Raw genomic sequence first — 17905 nt, 5'->3', positions numbered from 1 at the left:
CGTCAGTCCCGGAATCCGGTGATGGACCCCGGCATTGTGCATACCCGCGGTAACCCGGGGGTGTCCGGCACCCGGATCATAACATATCCTGTCCTTTAAAAACTGAGGTCCATGCGGATGCCGCAAGGGCATCATCCCCCGGCGAAGACAATACCGGAGCGGCCGTGCCGGTCTAACCTTTCCGGTCCTTACCCGGCCTGGTTATCCCGGCTTTGAACCGCGGCTTGAAGCCAAGCGGCTTAGCAGGTTGTTCCGAATCCTCCGGCGTTGCTGGTTTTTCTTTCGTTGTTTCTTTTTGTTGATCCTCTTCTTGCTGTTTTGGTGCAGCTTCTGGCTCCTCCGGTTTGGCAGTCGGCGTGACGCCCGCTTTAAACCGGGGCTTGAATCCAAGGGGTTTAGCTGGTGCAGCTGTTTTTTCAGTGGGGTTGCTGGCGACCGGCGTTGCCGCTGTTTCCGCTGTTGGTTCCTCGGGTTTGGCGGCAGGCGTGACACCCGCTTTAAACCGGGGCTTGAATCCCAAGGGCTTGGTTGGCGCCTCGGGTGTTTCGGAAGCTTCGCTAGTAGGTGTTTGTGTTTCCGCCGTTGCTTCCGGCTTTGGTTCTTCGGGCTTGGCAACAGGTGTGGTGCCGGGCTTGAACCGGGGTTTGAATCCCATCGGTTTTGCCGGGGCATCTGTTGTTCCGGGCGCATCTTTAGCAGGCGACGGTGTCGCAGTATCCGCTGTTGGTGTGCCGGTATTGGGGGGTGGTACTGCCCCTGCTTTGAAGCGAGGCTTGAAGCCAACGGGCTTTGCAGCAACCGTTCCCGGCGGCAGGGCTTTTTCGCTTTTGACAGCCGGAGCGGCAGCGACCACCGGTTCCGCATCCGTGGCAGCCGCTATTTCCGGAAGCAGGTAATCTTTCCGCAACCGGTTAAACCAGTATTTTTTGGTGTGGTCAAAGCTCTTCTCCCCCATTTTAACGTAATGCTCGCGGAATTCCCCATAGAGGTCCGGCTGGGCACGCCGCAGCTGTGCCAGGTCAATTTTTTTCTTTATAAAGAATTCCTCGAACGTCATTACGCCATATTATGATATACTGCCTGCACGTCGTCATCCTCCTCAATCTTGTCAATCAATTTAAGTACTTCCGCGGCATCTTCTTCCGAAACTTCGGTGCTGGTGAGGGCGATGCGCTCTAATTTGGCACTTTTGACTTCAATACCTTTTTCCTCGAGCAGGCGTTGCATGTTGCCAAAATCCTCGAATGATGTTTGTACGACAACAACGTCATTCCCTTCCTCGTCGGACTCCACATAGAGTTCCTCCAATCCGCCATCGATCAGTTCCAGCTCCAGCTCTTCGACATCGAGGGCCTCGGGAACGGCGAAACGGAAAACGGATTTGCGCTGAAAAATGAAATCGAGCGATCCTGTCTTTCCCAACGTACCTCCTGATTTGCTGAAATAACTGCGGATATTGGCTACGGTACGGTTGGTATTATCGGTAGCCGTTTCTATAAGAACCGGGACACCGTGCGGGCCATAGCCTTCATACACGTGTTCTTCATAGCCTTTCGCATCTTTATCGGATGCCCGTTTTATCGCCGCTTCAATGCGGTCCTTGGGCATGTTTACTGCCTTGGCATTCTGAATAGCCGTGCGCAGGCGGGAATTAGCTTCGGGGTTGGGTCCGCTTTCTTTGACGGCAATGGCAATTTCCTTCCCTAACCGGGTAAACTGCACGGCCATTTTTGCCCAACGTTTGAATTTCCGTTCTTTTCTAAATTCAAATGCTCTTCCCATTAGTTGTTTTTTTAAGGTTTACAATCATATCTGCTGTGATTTCGGCAAGTCCATACCGAGGGCTCCAATTCCAGTCGCGGCGCGCCTCCGCGTCGTTGATGCTACTGGGCCAGGTATCTGCAATGGCCTGCCGCGGGTCATTTTTTACATAGGTTATGGTAAAGTCCGGCAAGTGCCTACGGATCGCGCCGGCCAGCATGGCCGGGGAAAAACTGGTGCCGGTGATGTTGTAACTCGATCGGATGCAGATCTGGTCGGCCGGGGCATCCATCAGGGCCAGTGTGCCCCGGATGGCGTCATCCATATAGAGCATCGGCAGCGTGGTGTCTGCCGATAAAAAGCACGCATAGGTGTTGTGTTTCAATGCCTCATGAAAAATATGAACGGCATAATCCGTTGTACCGCCGCCCGGTGCGGCTTTCCAGCTGATGATGCCGGGATACCGGATGCTACGGACATCGACGCCAAAACGGTTATGATAATACTCGCAGATCCGTTCGCCCGCTAATTTGCTGATCCCATAAACCGTGGTCGGATCCATGGTACAATATTCGGGCGTGTCCGTTTTTGGTGAATGTGGCCCGAAGACGGCAATGGAACTGGGCCAGAAGACTTTTTTGACTGCATATTCCATGGACAGATCGAGCACATTCAGCAGGCCGTTTATGTTAAGGTCCCAGGCCTGGCGTGGATGCTGTTCTCCGGTAGCAGAAAGTACCGCGGCAAGCAGGTAGACTTGCGTAGGGCGGTACTGCGTGAACAGCAGGTGCAGCGCTTTCCGGTCTAATACATCGATCAGCTCAAAGGGTGTGTCACCGGCTACCGATTGCGGTTTCCGTATATCGGAAGCCACAACCTGTGCCTGCCCATATTTTTTACGTAATGCGGCAACCAATTCGGTACCGATTTGGCCATTAGAACCCAGGATGATGATGCGTTCTGCCATTGCATGCAAACTTAGCAAAATGGCGGTATTATTTTATTACTTTTTTGCCAATACGAAGCTTCGCCGGATGGTCTTTCGCATTCCCTCGCTATTGTAAACCTCAATCAGGGCAATGTATATCCCCATGGACAGTGGCCGATGGGTATCCGAGCGGCCGTCCCAGGTAACGGTACCCCGGGTTGCCAAGCTTTGGTTGCGCTGCAGGCGTCTCACCAGTCGCCCCTTGTCATCGTAGATGGAGATACTGGCCATAATGCCCGGTTCCGGAAAATGGTAGTTAATTTCCAGGATATCCTCAAACCCATCGCCATCAGGCGAGAAGGTTTTGGAGGTCAGGTATACACCCGATGCTCCTTCCATCTGCATACCCTGTGAGTTGCGGTAACCGGGTGTGGCGCCGCCTACGGAAGTAGCGGCTGAGTGAAAATTCCCCGGAGCATTGGTCGCAACATCGAATTGTTTTCGCTCCAGGGAGATTCCCTTTGGGTTGTCAATAAAGGGAGCATGCATGGATGCACGGTACGCGAGACTGTCTATTGTCTGGCCGTGACTGACCAGCAGCGCCGTGCCGGAATCGTTATTGAAACGCGGTAACGAGGCCATTTGGATAAAGGCGCGCCGGTCAGCATCGGGATAATGTGCCTGTACGGTATGTGGTTGCGATGTCAGCACTTTATACTCCATGGGATGAAAAAGCAACTGACTTTCGCTGATCTGCCGATGCCCGGTGACCTTGCCCTTATTTACGTGCGCGAGATAGAACTGCTGCAGGTCCACCGTTTTGGAGGAATGATTATAAATCTCGACAAAATCCACACCGTCCATTTCCACCCCTTCCATTGCTTTGCTTTTTGGATTAAAGAGCATTTCGTTGATCAGGATATCGTTGGTCGCCGCGGTGTCCGGAAGGAAAAACACGTAGCTGAAGTCCGCTGATAACCCGGCGCAATTGGCGACATCTGCAGCCGTAAGTGTATATTCCCTGCCCGCCGGAAATGCGCGGTCATAGTGAAGCAATACGTGGCGCGAACCGATGACCTGTACGCGCTTGGGCGAACCTATGCCATGGGTTAACCAATAACGGTCCGGTGATACAGCAACTGTGGTATCCAGGGCTTGTGTGTAGGCGAGCAACAGCTGCCTGCCATTTCGAACCTCAACATCAAGCAACTTGAAATCAATGTTAAACGCTGGATCGTGTACGGCGTTCCGGGTACCGGGTGTGCCGCCCCGTTCATCCGCGCTGGCGGTCCAGTTATCACCGGCCAGACAACGCTCCAGCGGGCTGATGCGTTCGAGGCTCCATCCGCCGCGTCCTTTCTTGCTGTCGTGGTACCAGGAAGGATCGTAGATTACCTGGTTAACGATCGTCCCGTACGCGTCTTTCAACGTGAGTGTGGTACCCGTGTTAACCAGCGACGGCCATGGGGTGAGTCCTATTGTATGGCCATAAGGATCAAAAACAGCCGTATCGGACACAGAACAGAGTAGGAGGTAACCGTGTGGCGTGATTTTTCCTTTTGGAATCACGCCGGAGCGGGTCTTGCTTGTAAATGTCCAGCCGTCGAGTACAATTGTTTCATCCGTCGTATTGTACAATTCCACGTATTCCAGCGGCGGCAGTCCCGCCGCTCCCTTGGGATTAGCCATTAGTTCATTGATGATCACCGCATGGGGCTTGGTAGGCGGAACGCTGCCGGTGGTGTCGGGTATCGTGTCGGAAACGGGACCGGCGGGCTTAATCAGCAGGTAATCCAGCACATAGTCTGCCCGGCGGGTTTTGGAAAAGTGCGCGAGATATCCGGCATACGCCGTGTCGATGAAGGTAAGGTCCGTGGAGATAACTTTGGTGCCTTTTGGCGTGATAGGTGCAAAGATCCCGCTATCGTATTCATCGGCCAGGATCTGCCAACGCCCTGATTGGCCGTATATGATCCGGATCCGGGCACGGAAGCGGTCGCCACGATTGGGGATGGAATCACTTTGGAATATACGGGAGCGTGAATCACCGCGCTGCTGCCAGATGTGGTAGACATGCTTCCCCTTTGCGCCGTCGACCTGCACGTGATAACCGTCGTGATGATCCGGTAAAGTGTCCGACATGGCCAGGTACAGCCGTACATAATTACCCGCGGAAAGCGGACCGTCGACCTGTATCCCCGTTTCCCAGACCGTGTTGTTCAGGCGACCGCTGGATACGGCGAGGAATCCCGGCGAGGCAGCCTCCTCCGTTAATTTCAGCCGCTCGCTAACGACACGGAATGTGGCGGTGTCGCCGTACCAATGAGACAGCAATCCGGCGGAAAAATCATCGTAAAAGACCGCGCTATCCGTCTGGTCGGGCCGCAGTTTGTTTTCGGCCGGCTGAAGCGGACCGGTTATGTCGATGGCAGTGGTATCGATGGAAAAATCGTCGAAGTAAAATTGATCGGCGTTGGTATCGGTAAACCGGCAGTGGAAACCAAAAAAAGACGTGTGCATGACGGCTGTATCTCTTACGGTACCTGCGGTGATCAGCTGGCCCTGGTCGACCCCGAGCTGTAATTCCCAGTCGCCCGCCGCGTCCCGGATTACCTTAATCCGGTCGTTAATATTCGCCGGGTCCGAACGTTCAATGGGTGGACTGCTGAGCAGCAGCCGGGTATTTTCCCCCTCCTGAAGGTATAAGTGATACCGGTCTGCCGGGCCATTTTCCCCAATCTGTATGAAATAGCCATTTAATGGGGCGGTCAGTGTATCGTTATCGGCTATGAGATAAATGCGCAGCTGATTGGCTGGCGATGGGTTAAATCCCATCCGGATGCCGATTTCCCATCGAACACCGGTTGCGAGTTTATTTTCGGTACTGATGTAGGTCGAATTGATAGTTTGGCTCTGGAGCTGTGCGTCCGCGTTGATGCCAAAAGCGAAGGTATGTCCACGCCATTGGAGGTTGCCGGGGTATTGATCCGAAGAAAAGTCTTCGTGGACTTGGGCGAGCACCAATGCCGGAAAGATGCAGCACCATAGAAACAGGCTGTTTTTCATAGGTTTAGGTTTAAGTGGTGCCTCAGGGGAATATTACAATTCCGTGTTGGAAAATGAGGCTAAACTTCGTATGTTTGACGGCTAAAAATAATAATTTTATACGTAAAAATTCATTCACAAAAACAAAGCAAAAATGAGAGTGGCAGTAGTCGGCGCGACCGGACTGGTTGGTTCGGAAATGTTAAAAGTGTTAGCGGCGCGCAATTTTCCCGTAACAGAATTGATTCCGGTAGCTTCAGAGCGGAGCAAGGGTAAGGAAATCGAATTCAAGGGGAAGCAATATAAGGTGGTTACACCCGACGAAGCCATTGCCCTGAAGCCCGACGTGGCATTGTTTTCGGCAGGGGGAAGCACGTCGCTTGAAGAGGCGCCGAAATTCGCTGCTGCCGGTGTGACCGTGATCGACAACTCCTCTGCCTGGCGGATGGACCCGACCAAACGGCTGGTAGTACCGGAGGTTAATGCAGATGTATTGTCGGCTGACGACAAAATTATTGCAAACCCCAACTGTTCAACAATACAGATGGTTGTGGTGCTGAAACCGCTTCACGACCGTTATGGCATAAAGCGGGTTGTTGTATCGACGTACCAGTCGGTCACAGGTACCGGGGTTAAGGCCGTGAAACAGCTGAATGATGAACGTGCGGGCTTAGACGGGGAAAAAGCATACCCTTACCCGATTGATTTGAACGTTATTCCTCACATTGATGTGTTCCAGGACAACGGATACACGAAGGAGGAAATGAAGATGATCCAGGAAACGAACAAGATCATGGGAGATGACCACATACGGGTTACCGCGACTACTGTACGCATTCCGGTTATTGGCGGGCACTCCGAGGCAGTTAATATTGAATTTGAACAGGATTTCGACCTGGATGAAGTCCGTACCCTGTTGGCTGATCAACCCGGTATTGTGGTGGTAGACGACCCGGCGAACCTGAAGTACCCCATGCCAAAGGATGCCCACGGGAAAGACGAAGTGTTTGTGGGGCGTATCCGTCGGGATGAGAGCCAGGCAAATACGGTGAACCTGTGGATTGTGGCAGATAATTTACGGAAAGGGGCGGCCACCAATGCGGTTCAGATCGCGGAAGCGTTGCTGAAAAAGCAGCTGCTCTAACGTTTCAACGAATAAAGAAGGCGGCCCCGGGCCGCTTTTTTTGTGTATTAAGCGCACCTGACGGATTTGAAGACGTAAACTATTTTAGCTAAGTTTGTTTCACCACCAATGGTAAAAGAAGACCATTTTGCTGAACAGGGGAACAGGCGGGTCCGTGAACTAATTTTTAATTGCAGTCGATTAGCGGGGTAATTCACTTTTGGGTGTAAGTCCCATTATTTTGCTTGAAAAAGCGAATTTATCTAAGTTTGCAGATCGTTTGCGCGGAATCAACATGAAAAAGAAAACGGAGAGCAGAAAGGAACGGATAATGAGGGAAGCATTGGTGCTGTTCGCCGAAATTGGTTATGCAGATACTTCCACCAAAGCCATCGCACAACGTGCAGAGGTGTCGGAAGCGCTTATTTTCAAGCATTTCGGCAATAAGGACAACCTGCTGTTTCATTTAATCAAGTCGGGATACCGCCGCGTACTGGCTCATCATAAGGGCATGATGACCTATAAAAGTGCAAAAAGCTTCCTGCGCAGCATGATTAATCTGCCGGTGGAGCTGGTCAATGAGGAGCCGTTGTTCTGGAAGCTGCAGGAACGTTTATCGCACCATGAGTTTTCCAGGCAGCAGCATGAGTTGTTTATGAAGCCGGTGTATCCCATTATTAAGAAAGCTTTTTCAGAATTGGGATATGAATATCCTGAACTGGAAACCCAGCTTCTCTTGCTCATTATTGAGGCGCTTTGGAAGAAAGAAGCCAACGACGAATTGGGGAATACGGCGGAACTAAACAAGTTTTTGGAATCCAGATACGGGCTTTGATCCAGATAGTAGACTTTTCATTAGCTCATCCTGGGCGTCCCCGGTATTATTTTTGTATATGCATGTAATTATGCTTAAAAAAGCGGTATTAGCAGTTGTTTTCAGTATAACGGTATCCATTGCTGCGTTTGCCCAGCAGCGCGAAAAGTTTATCCCCTTTATTAATTCCCAACATGCCTGGGTAGACTCGGTATTTAATGCCCTGAGTAACCGCGAAAAGGTGGCCCAGCTGTTTATGGTCCGGGCGCATAGCGACCTTGGTCCGAAGTATATCGATTCGGTGGCGGGCGTGGTGCAGCGCGAGCAGTTAGGTGGCATTGTCTTGTTTCAGGGCGGTCCGATCCGGCACGCACAGGTGATTAACCGTTACCAACGGCTATCCAAAGTACCCTTATTTGTCGCGTTGGATGGCGAGTGGGGCCTGGGTATGCGCCTGCCGGACTCGACGGTTTCGTTCCCTTACCAAATGGCGCTGGGTGCCATACAGAATGAGGCGTTGATTTACCAGATGGGACGGGAAATTGCCCGTGACTTTAAGCGTTTGGGACTGAATATCAACTTTGCCCCGGTTGTTGATATCAATAACAATCCGCGGAACCCGGTCATTAATTTCCGTTCGTTCGGTGAAGATAAACAGAATGTAACGCGCAAGGGACTTGCCTATATGCGGGGGATGATGGACGAGGGGATCATGGTGTCGTTAAAGCATTTCCCCGGCCACGGGGATACGGACGTGGATTCACATCACGACCTTCCCCGGCTTAATTTCACCGCGGGACGGCTCGATTCGCTGGAGATGTATCCGTTCAGGGAATTAATCAAGGCCGGGACATCGGGCGTTATGATTGCGCACATGAACATCCCCAGCCTGGATAATACCCCCAATCTCCCCTCTTCACTTTCCAAACACATCGTGACCGACATACTTAAAAAGCGGCTCGGCTTCGACGGATTGATCTTTACCGATGCGATGGACATGCAGGGCGTGGTGAAGCACTTCCGCAACGGTGAGGCGGATGTACGTGCCATTATTGCCGGCAACGATGTGCTGGAGCTTTCGCTGAACAGCGCACGTGCAATTGACCTGGTATTGCAGGCCATTAAGCAGCAGCGCCTTTCGCAGCAGGATATTGATGCACGGGTAAAAAAAATACTGGCCGCAAAGTACTGGCTGGGCCTGGATAACAGGCGCGAAGTGGTATATGCCAATCTTTACGAAGACCTGAACCGGCCGCAGTTACGGTTGCTTAATCAACGGCTGGCCGACGCCTCCGTAACGTTGCTGAAAAGCGACTACACGATCAACTCGCTGGATTATTCCAAACGTACGGCCATTATTGGCATCGGTGATCCGGAACTGTCTGAATTCCAGCAACAGCTGGGACGGCGTTTTGACAATCATTTATACTTTATGTTGTCGGCCGATGCGTCTGCCGATGATGTCGCGGCCGTGTCCAGTGAATTAAAAGGATATAGCCAGGTGATCGTGGCGCTCCATGACAAACGGGTACGACCCCGGAATACGTTGAACTACAACGGTACCGTACGCCTATTCATCAATGAACTGGCCAATATGAACAGCGTGTTCTGTGTGTTTGCCAACCCGTATGCGCTGGCGGGATTGCCGGGTGTGGAACAGGCCAAGTCGATCCTGATCTGCTATCAGAACGATAAGGTTATGCAGCGTGCAGCGGCCAAGGTGGTGCTGCGGCAGCTGAACCCATCGGGCCGCCTTCCGGTAACCGTGAACTCGTTCTTCCGTTATGGCGACGGGAAATAGCGCTATTGCAGCGCGACCAGCTGGGTATTCGACGGAAGGCTCTCGTTTTTCAACCGATCAATTGCCGTAACCACATACGTATATTGCGCACCGTTTCGGATCAGGTTATCGGCGTAGGATAGCTGTGTGCTGTCGTAGCTGATGTGCAGGATATTCCGGGGATTGCTTAAGTCGGGTGTCTCGCCCTGGTTAAACCGGTAGATGACGTACCCGTAGGCCTGTTCGCCGTCGGCGGCCGCTTTCGGGGGTTGCCAGTGCAGAATAACGGCCGCTTGGTTGGCCATGGCGCGGGCTTCCAGGGCTGTCGGCGCTTCCGGTGCAATGCTGTCGAGCCATGGCATCTGCGGAGGAAGGGCCTTATACCGGTACAGGTTATATTGCAGTGAATCCCGGAGGCCGACAATGTTGTTTGTCAGGTGTTTAGAGCTGTAGTAAACGCTGCCCTGTATGGCCGGGTTTTTCCGGGCGTAACGTACCTGGTTGGGCAGCTGGCTGCGACTCTGCCAGCCGGCTCCGTTTTCACTGGCCCGGTAGGCGGCATGTCCGACGTAAAAATGCCGGCCATTGGCGTGCTGCGCCCACCAGTCTACCAATAACTCATAGGGGGCCAGGCGATGGCCGAAAGGAAAGTAAAGCTGGGGGTTGATGTAGTCGACCCACCCCGCTTCCAGCCAGGTCAGTGCATCGGCATAGAGTTGGCGGTAACCGCTTAGGCCGCTGGTCTGCGATCCGCGCGGATGGTCTTTTTTATTGTCCCATATTCCAAAAGGGCTGATGCCAAACTTAACGTATTGTTTTGCCGCATGAATGCTGTCTGATAGCGGCCCGACAAGCAGATTGACATTATTCCGGCGCCAGTCGGCAATGTTATGCATGCCATTCGGATAACGCCGGAACGTCTCCGTGTCCGGGATTTGTGCATTACCGGTCGGATAAGGATAAAAGTAATCGTCAAGGTGGATGCCATCGACATCGTAATTCCTGACCACATCCATAATAACGCTGATTATATAAGCACGGACTTCCGGAATACCGGGGTTGAACAGTTTTTTTCCGCCGTAGGTAAAAAACCACTCCGGCTTCCGCCGCGTAATGTGATCGGCGGCGGTATTTGCACTTACCAGATCGAAGGTGGCCCGATACGGATTAAACCATGCGTGGAGCTCCATCCCCCGCTTATGAGCTTCTTCAATTGCAAATTCGAGCGGGTCATAGAACGGGGATGGTGCCTGCCCTGGCTTGCCCGAAAGAAAGCGGCTCCAGGGCTCCCTGCTTTTTGCATAAAAAGCATCGGCTGTTGGCCGGACCTGCAGGATGATGGCATTGATACCCGCACGCTGGTGATTATCCAGGATTTCGATAAGTTCCCGTTTTTGCTGCTCGGCGCCTATGCCCGCTGCTGACGGCCAGTCGATATTGACCACGGTAGCAATCCATACACCCCGGAACTCTCGCTTAGGCAGCCGGTCGTCGATAGCAGGGGGTCTGGCGGAAAGCGTATTGGTATACGCATGAAGGGCGAAAAAAGCAAAAAAAACGAAAACTGGAATTCGACGGAAATTACGCATAGCATTACATGGGTGCACAGGGGCTAAAGATAGGAACATTCTCGTATTATTCCATCAGCCCGATGCCTAACCGCCGGTAATTCATCCCTGATGCTGTACATAAGCAGCAGAAAAGGCATAACTTTGCCTGATCCCAATGTACCTATTTATATGATGAAAGAGCAAATTTCCATAGTTGATATGTTCAAGATCGGCATCGGGCCCTCAAGTTCGCATACACTGGGGCCCTGGCGCGCGGCTCAGCGGTTTGCCGCGGGCCTGGCGCAGCGGGGTATACTGATGGACACCGAATCCGTGAAGATATTGCTTTATGGTTCGCTGGCCAAAACAGGCATCGGCCACGGCACGGACATCGCGGTTTTACTTGGCCTAAGTGGCGACGATCCCGTTACCTTTCCCGTAGACGACGTACAGTCCAAGGCCGACCGGATCAAACAGCACCGGCTGCTGCTCCTTGGGGGCACACACGAGATCCCATTTGAATATGCAGCAGACCTCATGCTGCTGTATGCAGAAAGCCTGCCGTTTCATCCCAATGCGGTAACGTTCCAGGCACTACTGGCCGGAGGCAAGGCCATCAGTGAAACGTATTATTCCATTGGCGGCGGATTTGTCGTACAGGAGGGGAATGAGGCACAGGTAACGGAAGAAGTAGACCTGCCCTTCCCTGTGCAAAGTGCGCATGACCTGCTGGGCTGGTGTATCCGGACGGGACTGTCGATTTCCGAACTGGTGCTGGAAAATGAGCAGGCCTGGCGCCCTGAAGCGGAAACGAACGAACGCGTGCGTCAGCTGTTTACGGTGATCCGTACGTGCATATACCGGGGCTGCCACACCGAGGGTACCCTGCCGGGTGGACTTGGTGTCGCCCGCCGGGCACATCAGCTCAATAAAAAATTGATGGCCGGACGGACATACCATGATTATGACAGCTGGATAGCCGCCATTCGCGCAGGGGGTAATCGGTTTCCGTATATCCTGGACTGGGTAAGCTGTTTTGCATTGGCGGTAAACGAAGAGAACGCGGCTTTCGGACGAGTGGTAACGGCACCGACAAATGGTGCAGCAGGCGTTATTCCCGCCGTGCTGCATTATTTTATTGCGTTCCACGACGGGCTGGACGAAGCGAAGATCAGGCAGTTTATTGCAGTTGCTTCGGAGATTGGCAGTATATTTAAAAAGGGGGCTACAATTTCCGCGGCTATGGGTGGCTGTCAGGCTGAAATCGGCGTTTCGGCTGCCATGGCAGCGGGGGCACTTGCGGAATGCCTTGGCGGTTCGCAACGGCAAGTGCTGATGGCTGCGGAGATAGCCATGGAGCATCACCTGGGCCTCACCTGTGATCCGATCGGTGGCCTGGTGCAAATACCCTGTATTGAGCGTAATACCATGGGCGCTGTTAAGGCCATTACCGCTGCGCAGCTGGCGCTCCAATCCAATCCGGATAAAGCGAAGGTCAGCCTGGATACGGTGGTGAAGACCATGTGGGAGACCGCCCAGGACATGCACGTTAAATACAAGGAAACCGCGGATGGCGGCCTCGCTGTCCAGCTTCCGCTCAGCCTTCCGGAATGCTGATGATTAATTGCTGCTGAATTGCACCTTATTTATGGTGCTTTCATCTTTTTTCTTTTACTTTGTGTATGCCGCTTTTCATCAGTTCCGTCGCATCTGGCAGCAATGGTAATTGCTATTATATTGGCAATGAACAGGATGCTGTTTTGGTGGATGCCGGAATTTCCTGTCGGGAAACCGAACGCCGCATGGCGAGGCAGGGGTTATCCATGCAACGGGTGAAAGCGATATTTGTTTCGCATGAACACAGCGATCACATCAGGGGCCTGAGTGTACTGGCCAATAAATACCAATTACCGGTCTTTCTTTCCGCGGGTACCCGGAGCGCATGCAGATTGGCTATTCCGGAACGCCTCCTGTTTCCAATAACCGACCAACAAACCGTTACCATTGGCGGATTGCAGGTGGCGGCTTTCCGTAAATACCATGATGCAGCTGATCCATATAGCTTTGTGATCGACCATTCGGGGACTTCAGTCGGGGTTTTTACCGATATCGGCCGTGTATGTGAACAGGTAATTGCGCGTTTTGCACAGTGTGATGCGGCTTTTCTCGAAACCAATTATGATGAGGAACTGTTAATGGGGGGACGGTACCCATATTTCCTCAAACAGCGTATCCGCGGCGGATATGGGCATTTGTCCAATACGGAGGCGCTGGACTTATTTGTCAATTACCGTTCGGCGCGGCTTACCCATGTATTTCTTTCCCATCTTTCACGGGACAACAATGATCCGGAGTTAGTGACTACGCTTTTTAACCGGCATTGTGAAGAAACGACGGTTGTCCTGGCCGGCCGTTATGCCGAAACACCGGTTTATCAGATCGGAGGCGGCGCGGATGGGGTGATCCCTTTCCCGGCCACTACGTTAGCGGAGCCGGTGGCCGGGGATGCCGCATATATGAAATAGTTTCCGTATACGGAAGACCACATTATACACGTTTACCACTACTATTAATTACATCGCTATGGGCACACACTTTCTCACACGGCTGGTGAAATGTATTTTACCATCAGGGGTACTGGCGGCTTTTTTGCTGCTTATTGCTTGTACAAAAGAACCGGATTCGGGTACCGGCCCCGTGGGCGCGGTAACCAACAGCGAGGTGAACCAGTGGGTCGCCGATAGCATGCGGTATTGGTATTACTGGAACAACGCTATCCCCGGTGACGAACAGCTCAACTTTGACCAGGACCCGGCTGTTTTTTTTGAGCGCCTGCTTAACAGGCCAACGGACCGTTTTTCATGGATACAGAATATCCGTGAGTTGAAGGGCGAATTATCGGGAATTATCAAGACCAGTGGGTTGGGGTATGGCTTTTTTGGTATCAATAAAGGTAATGGGCTTATTGCAGGCCTTGCTGTCCGCTATGTATTGAAAGGGTCGCCTGCCGATATGGCTGGCATTAAGCGGGGCGACCTGTTTGTTGAGCTGGATGGCCAGGAGATGCCGGTTGATGCGGACGGATATGTACAGGGTATTGACGCACTGCAGGGCAGCGATCCGTTTACACTCACGAAAGCGGTGCTGGACGGCGACGGTAATATTGTGAATACGGGTGAAACCGTGGGGCTGACTCCCGTTGAAGGGTTCCGCGAATCCGCCATTCTTCTGGATACTGTACTGACCGCTGAAAACGGGACGAAGGTCGGCTATTTATTTTACAATCGGTTTTTGGCAACACAGGCACAGGAGCTCGTAGATGCCTTTGTTAAGTTTAAGCAAGCCGGCGTACAGGAGCTGATCGTTGACGAGCGTTACAACAGCGGAGGTGCCCTCGCCATTGCCGGCCTTTTATCCGCATTGATTCATCGGGATTTTGACATTAGCAGTCCGTTTATCCGGATGGACTTTAACAGCGGGCTAAAGGACGCCGAATATACCTACGGGGATCTGTTCGGTGCCGAAAACAACGACCTGGTCCAGTCACTGAATCTGGGGCTTGGCCGTGTGTTTATCCTGGCAACGTCCAGTTCGGCTTCGGCAAGCGAACTGCTGATTAATAACCTTCGGCCCTTTCTGGGCAATGCGAATGTCATCCACATCGGCGGTACCACGGTTGGTAAAGATGAGGCATCCTACACGATTGAAAATACCGATCCCCGGTTTGCCGACAGCTGGGGCATACAGCCGATTGTGCTTAAATATCAGAATAAAAACGGCGAAGGCGGATTCACAGATGGGCTGACCCCACAGTACGCCGTTGCGGAAGAAAGTGTAGCCCTCCAGCCTATCGGATCAAAGGCCGACCCGTTATTGGGAACAGCCCTCGGCATTATTGACCCGGGTATGCGGGCAAGGCTGGATATGCAGATGAGTATCCGCCGCGCCCGTTCGGGCAGCCGCTTCAAGGAACTGCCGGGCGGAGGACAGGACATGTCCGATGCGCAGCCACTGGACGTAACCGAGCTCTTAAAAGGGAAGAAACCGGTATTGCGTTAGGTGGTAACGGGTGCTCGTCATTCCATGCCAAATAAATCAGCGATCTGTGTCCTGAGGCGATCTTTTACCTCGTTGATATCCACAGGATGCCCCAGCTCCCGGGCAAGGGAGGTAACGTCTTTGTCGTCAATGCCGCAGGGAACGATGTGATTGAAGTACGCCAAATCGGTATTCACATTAAAGGCAAACCCGTGCATGGTTACCCAGCGGCTGGCACGTACACCCAATGCACAGATTTTCCGTGCACGCTCGTTATCGGCATCAAGCCACACGCCGGTATACCCGGGATAGCGTTCCCCGGCGATGCCATATCCGGCCAGGGTACGGATAACGGCCTCTTCGAGTGTTCGTAAATACAGGTGGATGTCCGTAAAAAAATTATCCAGGTCCAAAATCGGGTAGCCCACAATTTGTCCGGGGCCGTGGTAGGTAATGTCTCCTCCACGGTTAATTTTATAATAGGTCGCTTGTTTTTGCTCAAGTTCCCTGTCATCCAGCAACAAATTCTCCGCTTTTCCGCTCTTCCCCAGTGTATACACGTGCGGATGTTCGGTAAAAATCAGGTAATTATGTGTGGGGTGTGCCGTGCCGTTTATCCGGTTTTCGGTTTTCTGCCCGACAACACCGGCAAATAGCGCCTCCTGGCGGTCCCAGGCTGCCTGGTAATCCACAAGACCCCAATCTTCAAAAATGACTTTTTTATTCATCTGTTGACTTGGCAGCTATCGGCAATCGGCAAGCTGTCATTAGCTAATATAGCAAATTATCGTACGGATACCGCGTAGTGTGTATTTCAACCACGGTGTCATATAGCAACCGCCGGAATTCTTCAATGTTCGTTCGGTCGGTGGCCGAAATAAACACAGCCGGACTGTTATGGCGGGCCATCCAGCTGCTTTTGAAATCAGCCAGTGTCATCGGCTCTACCTGCTCAGCTGCATCCTCCCCCGGTTTCGGTTCCGGCACAGGCTGATAGGCATCTATTTTATTAAACACGGTAATGGTCGGTTTGTCCAGCGCACCCAGGTCTTTCAGTGTTTCATTTACTGCGCGGATATGGTCTTCAAAGCTTGAATGGGAGATATCCACCACGTGGATGAGGATGTCGGCTTCCCTTACCTCATCGAGCGTCGACTTAAAGCATTCGACCAGGTGGTGGGGCAGTTTCCGGATAAACCCAACCGTATCGGATAGCAGGAAGGGCAGGTTGTCGATGACGACTTTACGCACGGTGGTATCGAGTGTAGCAAAGAGTTTATTCTCGGCGAATACATCCGATTTGGATATCATGTTCATGATGGTTGACTTCCCCACGTTTGTATAGCCAACCAGGGCCACGCGAATGAGCTGCCCGCGGTTTTTGCGTTGGGTCTCATTCTGCCTGTCAATGGACTTAAGGCGTTCTTTAAGCAGGGAAATCTTGTTCAGGATCATCCGGCGGTCACTTTCAATCTGGCTTTCCCCCGGACCCCGCATTCCGATCCCCCCACGCTGGCGCTCCAGGTGCGTCCACATGCGGGTAAGCCGGGGCAGCAGGTACTGCAACTGGGCCAGCTCGACCTGCGTTTTGGCCTGTGCCGATTTTGCCCGGCGGGCAAAAATATCCAGGATGAGGTTGCTGCGGTCCAGTATCTTGACGCCGAGTGCTTTTTCAATGTTGCGCAACTGGGAAGGGGAAAGCTCGTCGTCAAAAACGACAATGTCGATTTCCTCAGCAGCAACATAGGATTTAATCTCATCCAGTTTGCCCGTGCCCACAAACGTGGCGCGGTCTGGATGTGTCAGTTTCTGGGTAAATATATTTTTTACCACCCCACCGGCGGTATCGACCAAAAAAGCAAGCTCCTCCAGGTATTCCTGCTCTTTCTCTTCGCGCTCATCGGGCAAAATAATGCCGACCAGCACGGCGGTTTCGGGTTGTATGGCGGTGTCAAAAATTTTTCTCTTGGCCATGAATAATAAACATAATCGTTAAAAAATAATCAAAATGGCGCTTATCACAAGCGGCAGCTGTACAAGGGAGTAGTGAACGATTACATGGCAATTATAGATATAAACAAGAGACAAAGATAACTGTTTTCCGGCGTTTTGCCAATCTGCATCAACCCCTTCTCGCCAGTTCAGCACAAAAAAGTGCAGCCGATACCGCCACGTTAAGCGATTCTGCTCCGCCGACACGGGGAATGGTAACCCGATGCCCGACGTGGGCCAGTACGGCGGCACTGATCCCGTTGCCTTCGTTGCCCAGCACAATCAGCCCTTCACCGGAAAAAGCAGCCTCATATAGGGATACTCCGTCCAGCACGGCCCCGAATACAGGTACGGTGGCGTTGGCGGCCAGCCGCTCGATGTCGGTATAGTATATGCGCATGCGGGCCAGCGACCCCATACTGGCCTGCACAACTTTGGGATTATATACATCTACGGTATCCAATGAACAGATCAGCTGGTTAAAACCGAACCATTCTGCCGTACGGATAATGGTGCCTAAGTTACCCGGATCCTGTACCCCGTCCAATACCAGGTGGAACTGGCTGCGGAGCTGGCCGGGGTCAAGCGATATTTCTTTGGGAATTTCCACCAGTCCCAATGCCCCCTGTGGGGTTTTCAGTGCACTTATGCGGTTAAGTTCCTGTTCACTGATCTCCTCCGATTTTATATTTTGGGGTATTTTACCCAATTTTGCAGCCGCCTGCGGCGTATAAAAAATATGTTGGACGAGATAATCCGAATGGATAAATTCCGTTAATGATTTAGTACCTTCTACAATGAACAGCCCATTTTCTTTACGGAATTTTTTTTGTTGCAGCGAAGTGATGGTCCGGATCTGTGGTTTTGAAAGCAT

General features: G+C 52.3%; 14 protein-coding genes. 6 read left to right on the top strand and 8 right to left on the bottom strand.

Translation table 11 applies throughout. The features are described 5' to 3' along the window. Window positions 1-172 precede the first annotated feature (172 nt). The 4 genes from NEV57_RS06780 to NEV57_RS06765 are packed head-to-tail and all read right to left on the bottom strand — an operon-like array spanning window position 173 to window position 5755. Window positions 173-1057, bottom strand: coding sequence for a hypothetical protein (locus tag NEV57_RS06780; protein WP_257657545.1), 885 nt, complete (start codon window positions 1055-1057; stop codon window positions 173-175). After that, complete coding sequence (locus NEV57_RS06775) at window positions 1057-1782, bottom strand: YebC/PmpR family DNA-binding transcriptional regulator (protein ID WP_257657544.1); 726 nt, start codon at window positions 1780-1782, stop codon at window positions 1057-1059. Before NEV57_RS06775 ends, NEV57_RS06780 begins: the two co-directional genes overlap by 1 nt. Further along, window positions 1766-2728, bottom strand: coding sequence for an NAD-dependent epimerase/dehydratase family protein (locus tag NEV57_RS06770; RefSeq protein ID WP_257657543.1), 963 nt, complete (start codon window positions 2726-2728; stop codon window positions 1766-1768). Before NEV57_RS06770 ends, NEV57_RS06775 begins: the two co-directional genes overlap by 17 nt. Window positions 2729-2764: 36 nt before the next feature. Beyond that, window positions 2765-5755: a lamin tail domain-containing protein gene (locus NEV57_RS06765; RefSeq protein WP_257657542.1), complete on the bottom strand. Its 2991-nt coding sequence runs from the start codon at window positions 5753-5755 to the stop codon at window positions 2765-2767. A 133-nt stretch (window positions 5756-5888) separates the two neighbouring features. Between NEV57_RS06765 and NEV57_RS06760 the strand changes: the two genes are divergently transcribed. From NEV57_RS06760 to NEV57_RS06750, 3 genes are all read left to right on the top strand, one after another. Further along, entirely contained in the window at window positions 5889-6878 is a 990-nt protein-coding gene (locus NEV57_RS06760; protein ID WP_257657541.1) for an aspartate-semialdehyde dehydrogenase, read from the top strand. Window positions 6879-7152: 274 nt separating this feature from the next. Further along, window positions 7153-7692: a TetR/AcrR family transcriptional regulator gene (locus tag NEV57_RS06755; protein ID WP_257657540.1), complete on the top strand. Its 540-nt coding sequence runs from the start codon at window positions 7153-7155 to the stop codon at window positions 7690-7692. A 70-nt stretch (window positions 7693-7762) separates the two neighbouring features. Continuing rightward, window positions 7763-9472, top strand: coding sequence for a glycoside hydrolase family 3 protein (locus NEV57_RS06750; RefSeq protein WP_257657539.1), 1710 nt, complete (start codon window positions 7763-7765; stop codon window positions 9470-9472). Window positions 9473-9474: 2 nt separating this feature from the next. Here NEV57_RS06750 and NEV57_RS06745 read toward each other — a convergent pair whose 3' ends face one another. Next, on the bottom strand, window positions 9475-11040 hold the full coding sequence (locus NEV57_RS06745) for a glycoside hydrolase family 10-like protein (protein WP_257657538.1): 1566 nt from the start codon (window positions 11038-11040) through the stop codon (window positions 9475-9477). Between the two features lie 150 nt (window positions 11041-11190). Here NEV57_RS06745 and NEV57_RS06740 point away from each other — a divergent pair, with 150 nt between their 5' ends. From NEV57_RS06740 to NEV57_RS06730, 3 genes are all read left to right on the top strand, one after another. Then, window positions 11191-12618, top strand: a complete 1428-nt coding sequence (locus tag NEV57_RS06740) for an L-serine ammonia-lyase (RefSeq protein WP_257657537.1) — start codon at window positions 11191-11193, stop codon at window positions 12616-12618. Window positions 12619-12683: 65 nt separating this feature from the next. After that, a complete protein-coding gene (locus NEV57_RS06735; protein WP_257657536.1) occupies window positions 12684-13526 on the top strand; it encodes an MBL fold metallo-hydrolase in 843 nt (280 codons plus the stop codon). Window positions 13527-13584: 58 nt separating this feature from the next. Further along, window positions 13585-15060, top strand: coding sequence for a S41 family peptidase (locus NEV57_RS06730; RefSeq protein WP_257657535.1), 1476 nt, complete (start codon window positions 13585-13587; stop codon window positions 15058-15060). A 17-nt stretch (window positions 15061-15077) separates the two neighbouring features. Here the strand turns inward: NEV57_RS06730 and lipB are convergent, their stop codons facing one another. The 3 genes from lipB to NEV57_RS06715 all read right to left on the bottom strand — a co-directional run bounded on the left by lipB (window position 15078) and on the right by NEV57_RS06715 (window position 17905). After that, window positions 15078-15767 carry a lipoyl(octanoyl) transferase LipB gene (lipB, locus tag NEV57_RS06725; protein ID WP_257657534.1) on the bottom strand — a complete coding sequence of 230 codons (690 nt, stop codon included), beginning with the start codon at window positions 15765-15767 and terminating at the stop codon, window positions 15078-15080. A 43-nt stretch (window positions 15768-15810) separates the two neighbouring features. After that, a complete protein-coding gene (gene hflX / locus NEV57_RS06720) occupies window positions 15811-17013 on the bottom strand; it encodes a GTPase HflX (RefSeq protein ID WP_257657533.1) in 1203 nt (400 codons plus the stop codon). A 148-nt stretch (window positions 17014-17161) separates the two neighbouring features. Further along, entirely contained in the window at window positions 17162-17905 is a 744-nt protein-coding gene (locus tag NEV57_RS06715) for a TrmH family RNA methyltransferase (protein ID WP_257657532.1), read from the bottom strand.

This window comes from Parapedobacter lycopersici, from assembly GCF_024643285.1.
In the GTDB taxonomy this organism is placed as follows: Bacteria; Bacteroidota; Bacteroidia; order Sphingobacteriales; family Sphingobacteriaceae; genus Parapedobacter; species Parapedobacter lycopersici.
Note: the sequence above shows the minus strand (reverse complement) of the source record. Positions and strands in the feature narration are given on the sequence as shown.

Excerpts from the sequence above, each read along its gene's own strand:
- NEV57_RS06755 (WP_257657540.1), top strand. The coding sequence starts at position 7,153 with ATGAAAAAGAAAACGGAGAGCAGAAAGGAACGGATAATGAGGGAAGCA.
- NEV57_RS06770 (WP_257657543.1), bottom strand. The coding sequence starts at position 2,728 with ATGGCAGAACGCATCATCATCCTGGGTTCTAATGGCCAAATCGGTACC.
- lipB (WP_257657534.1), bottom strand. The coding sequence starts at position 15,767 with ATGAATAAAAAAGTCATTTTTGAAGATTGGGGTCTTGTGGATTACCAG.
- hflX (WP_257657533.1), bottom strand. The coding sequence starts at position 17,013 with ATGGCCAAGAGAAAAATTTTTGACACCGCCATACAACCCGAAACCGCC.
- NEV57_RS06780 (WP_257657545.1), bottom strand. The coding sequence starts at position 1,057 with ATGACGTTCGAGGAATTCTTTATAAAGAAAAAAATTGACCTGGCACAG.
- NEV57_RS06765 (WP_257657542.1), bottom strand. The coding sequence starts at position 5,755 with ATGAAAAACAGCCTGTTTCTATGGTGCTGCATCTTTCCGGCATTGGTG.
- NEV57_RS06745 (WP_257657538.1), bottom strand. The coding sequence starts at position 11,040 with ATGCGTAATTTCCGTCGAATTCCAGTTTTCGTTTTTTTTGCTTTTTTC.
- NEV57_RS06750 (WP_257657539.1), top strand. The coding sequence starts at position 7,763 with ATGCTTAAAAAAGCGGTATTAGCAGTTGTTTTCAGTATAACGGTATCC.
- NEV57_RS06740 (WP_257657537.1), top strand. The coding sequence starts at position 11,191 with ATGATGAAAGAGCAAATTTCCATAGTTGATATGTTCAAGATCGGCATC.
- NEV57_RS06715 (WP_257657532.1), bottom strand. The coding sequence starts at position 17,905 with ATGCTTTCAAAACCACAGATCCGGACCATCACTTCGCTGCAACAAAAA.
- NEV57_RS06760 (WP_257657541.1), top strand. The coding sequence starts at position 5,889 with ATGAGAGTGGCAGTAGTCGGCGCGACCGGACTGGTTGGTTCGGAAATG.
- NEV57_RS06735 (WP_257657536.1), top strand. The coding sequence starts at position 12,684 with ATGCCGCTTTTCATCAGTTCCGTCGCATCTGGCAGCAATGGTAATTGC.
- NEV57_RS06730 (WP_257657535.1), top strand. The coding sequence starts at position 13,585 with ATGGGCACACACTTTCTCACACGGCTGGTGAAATGTATTTTACCATCA.
- NEV57_RS06775 (WP_257657544.1), bottom strand. The coding sequence starts at position 1,782 with ATGGGAAGAGCATTTGAATTTAGAAAAGAACGGAAATTCAAACGTTGG.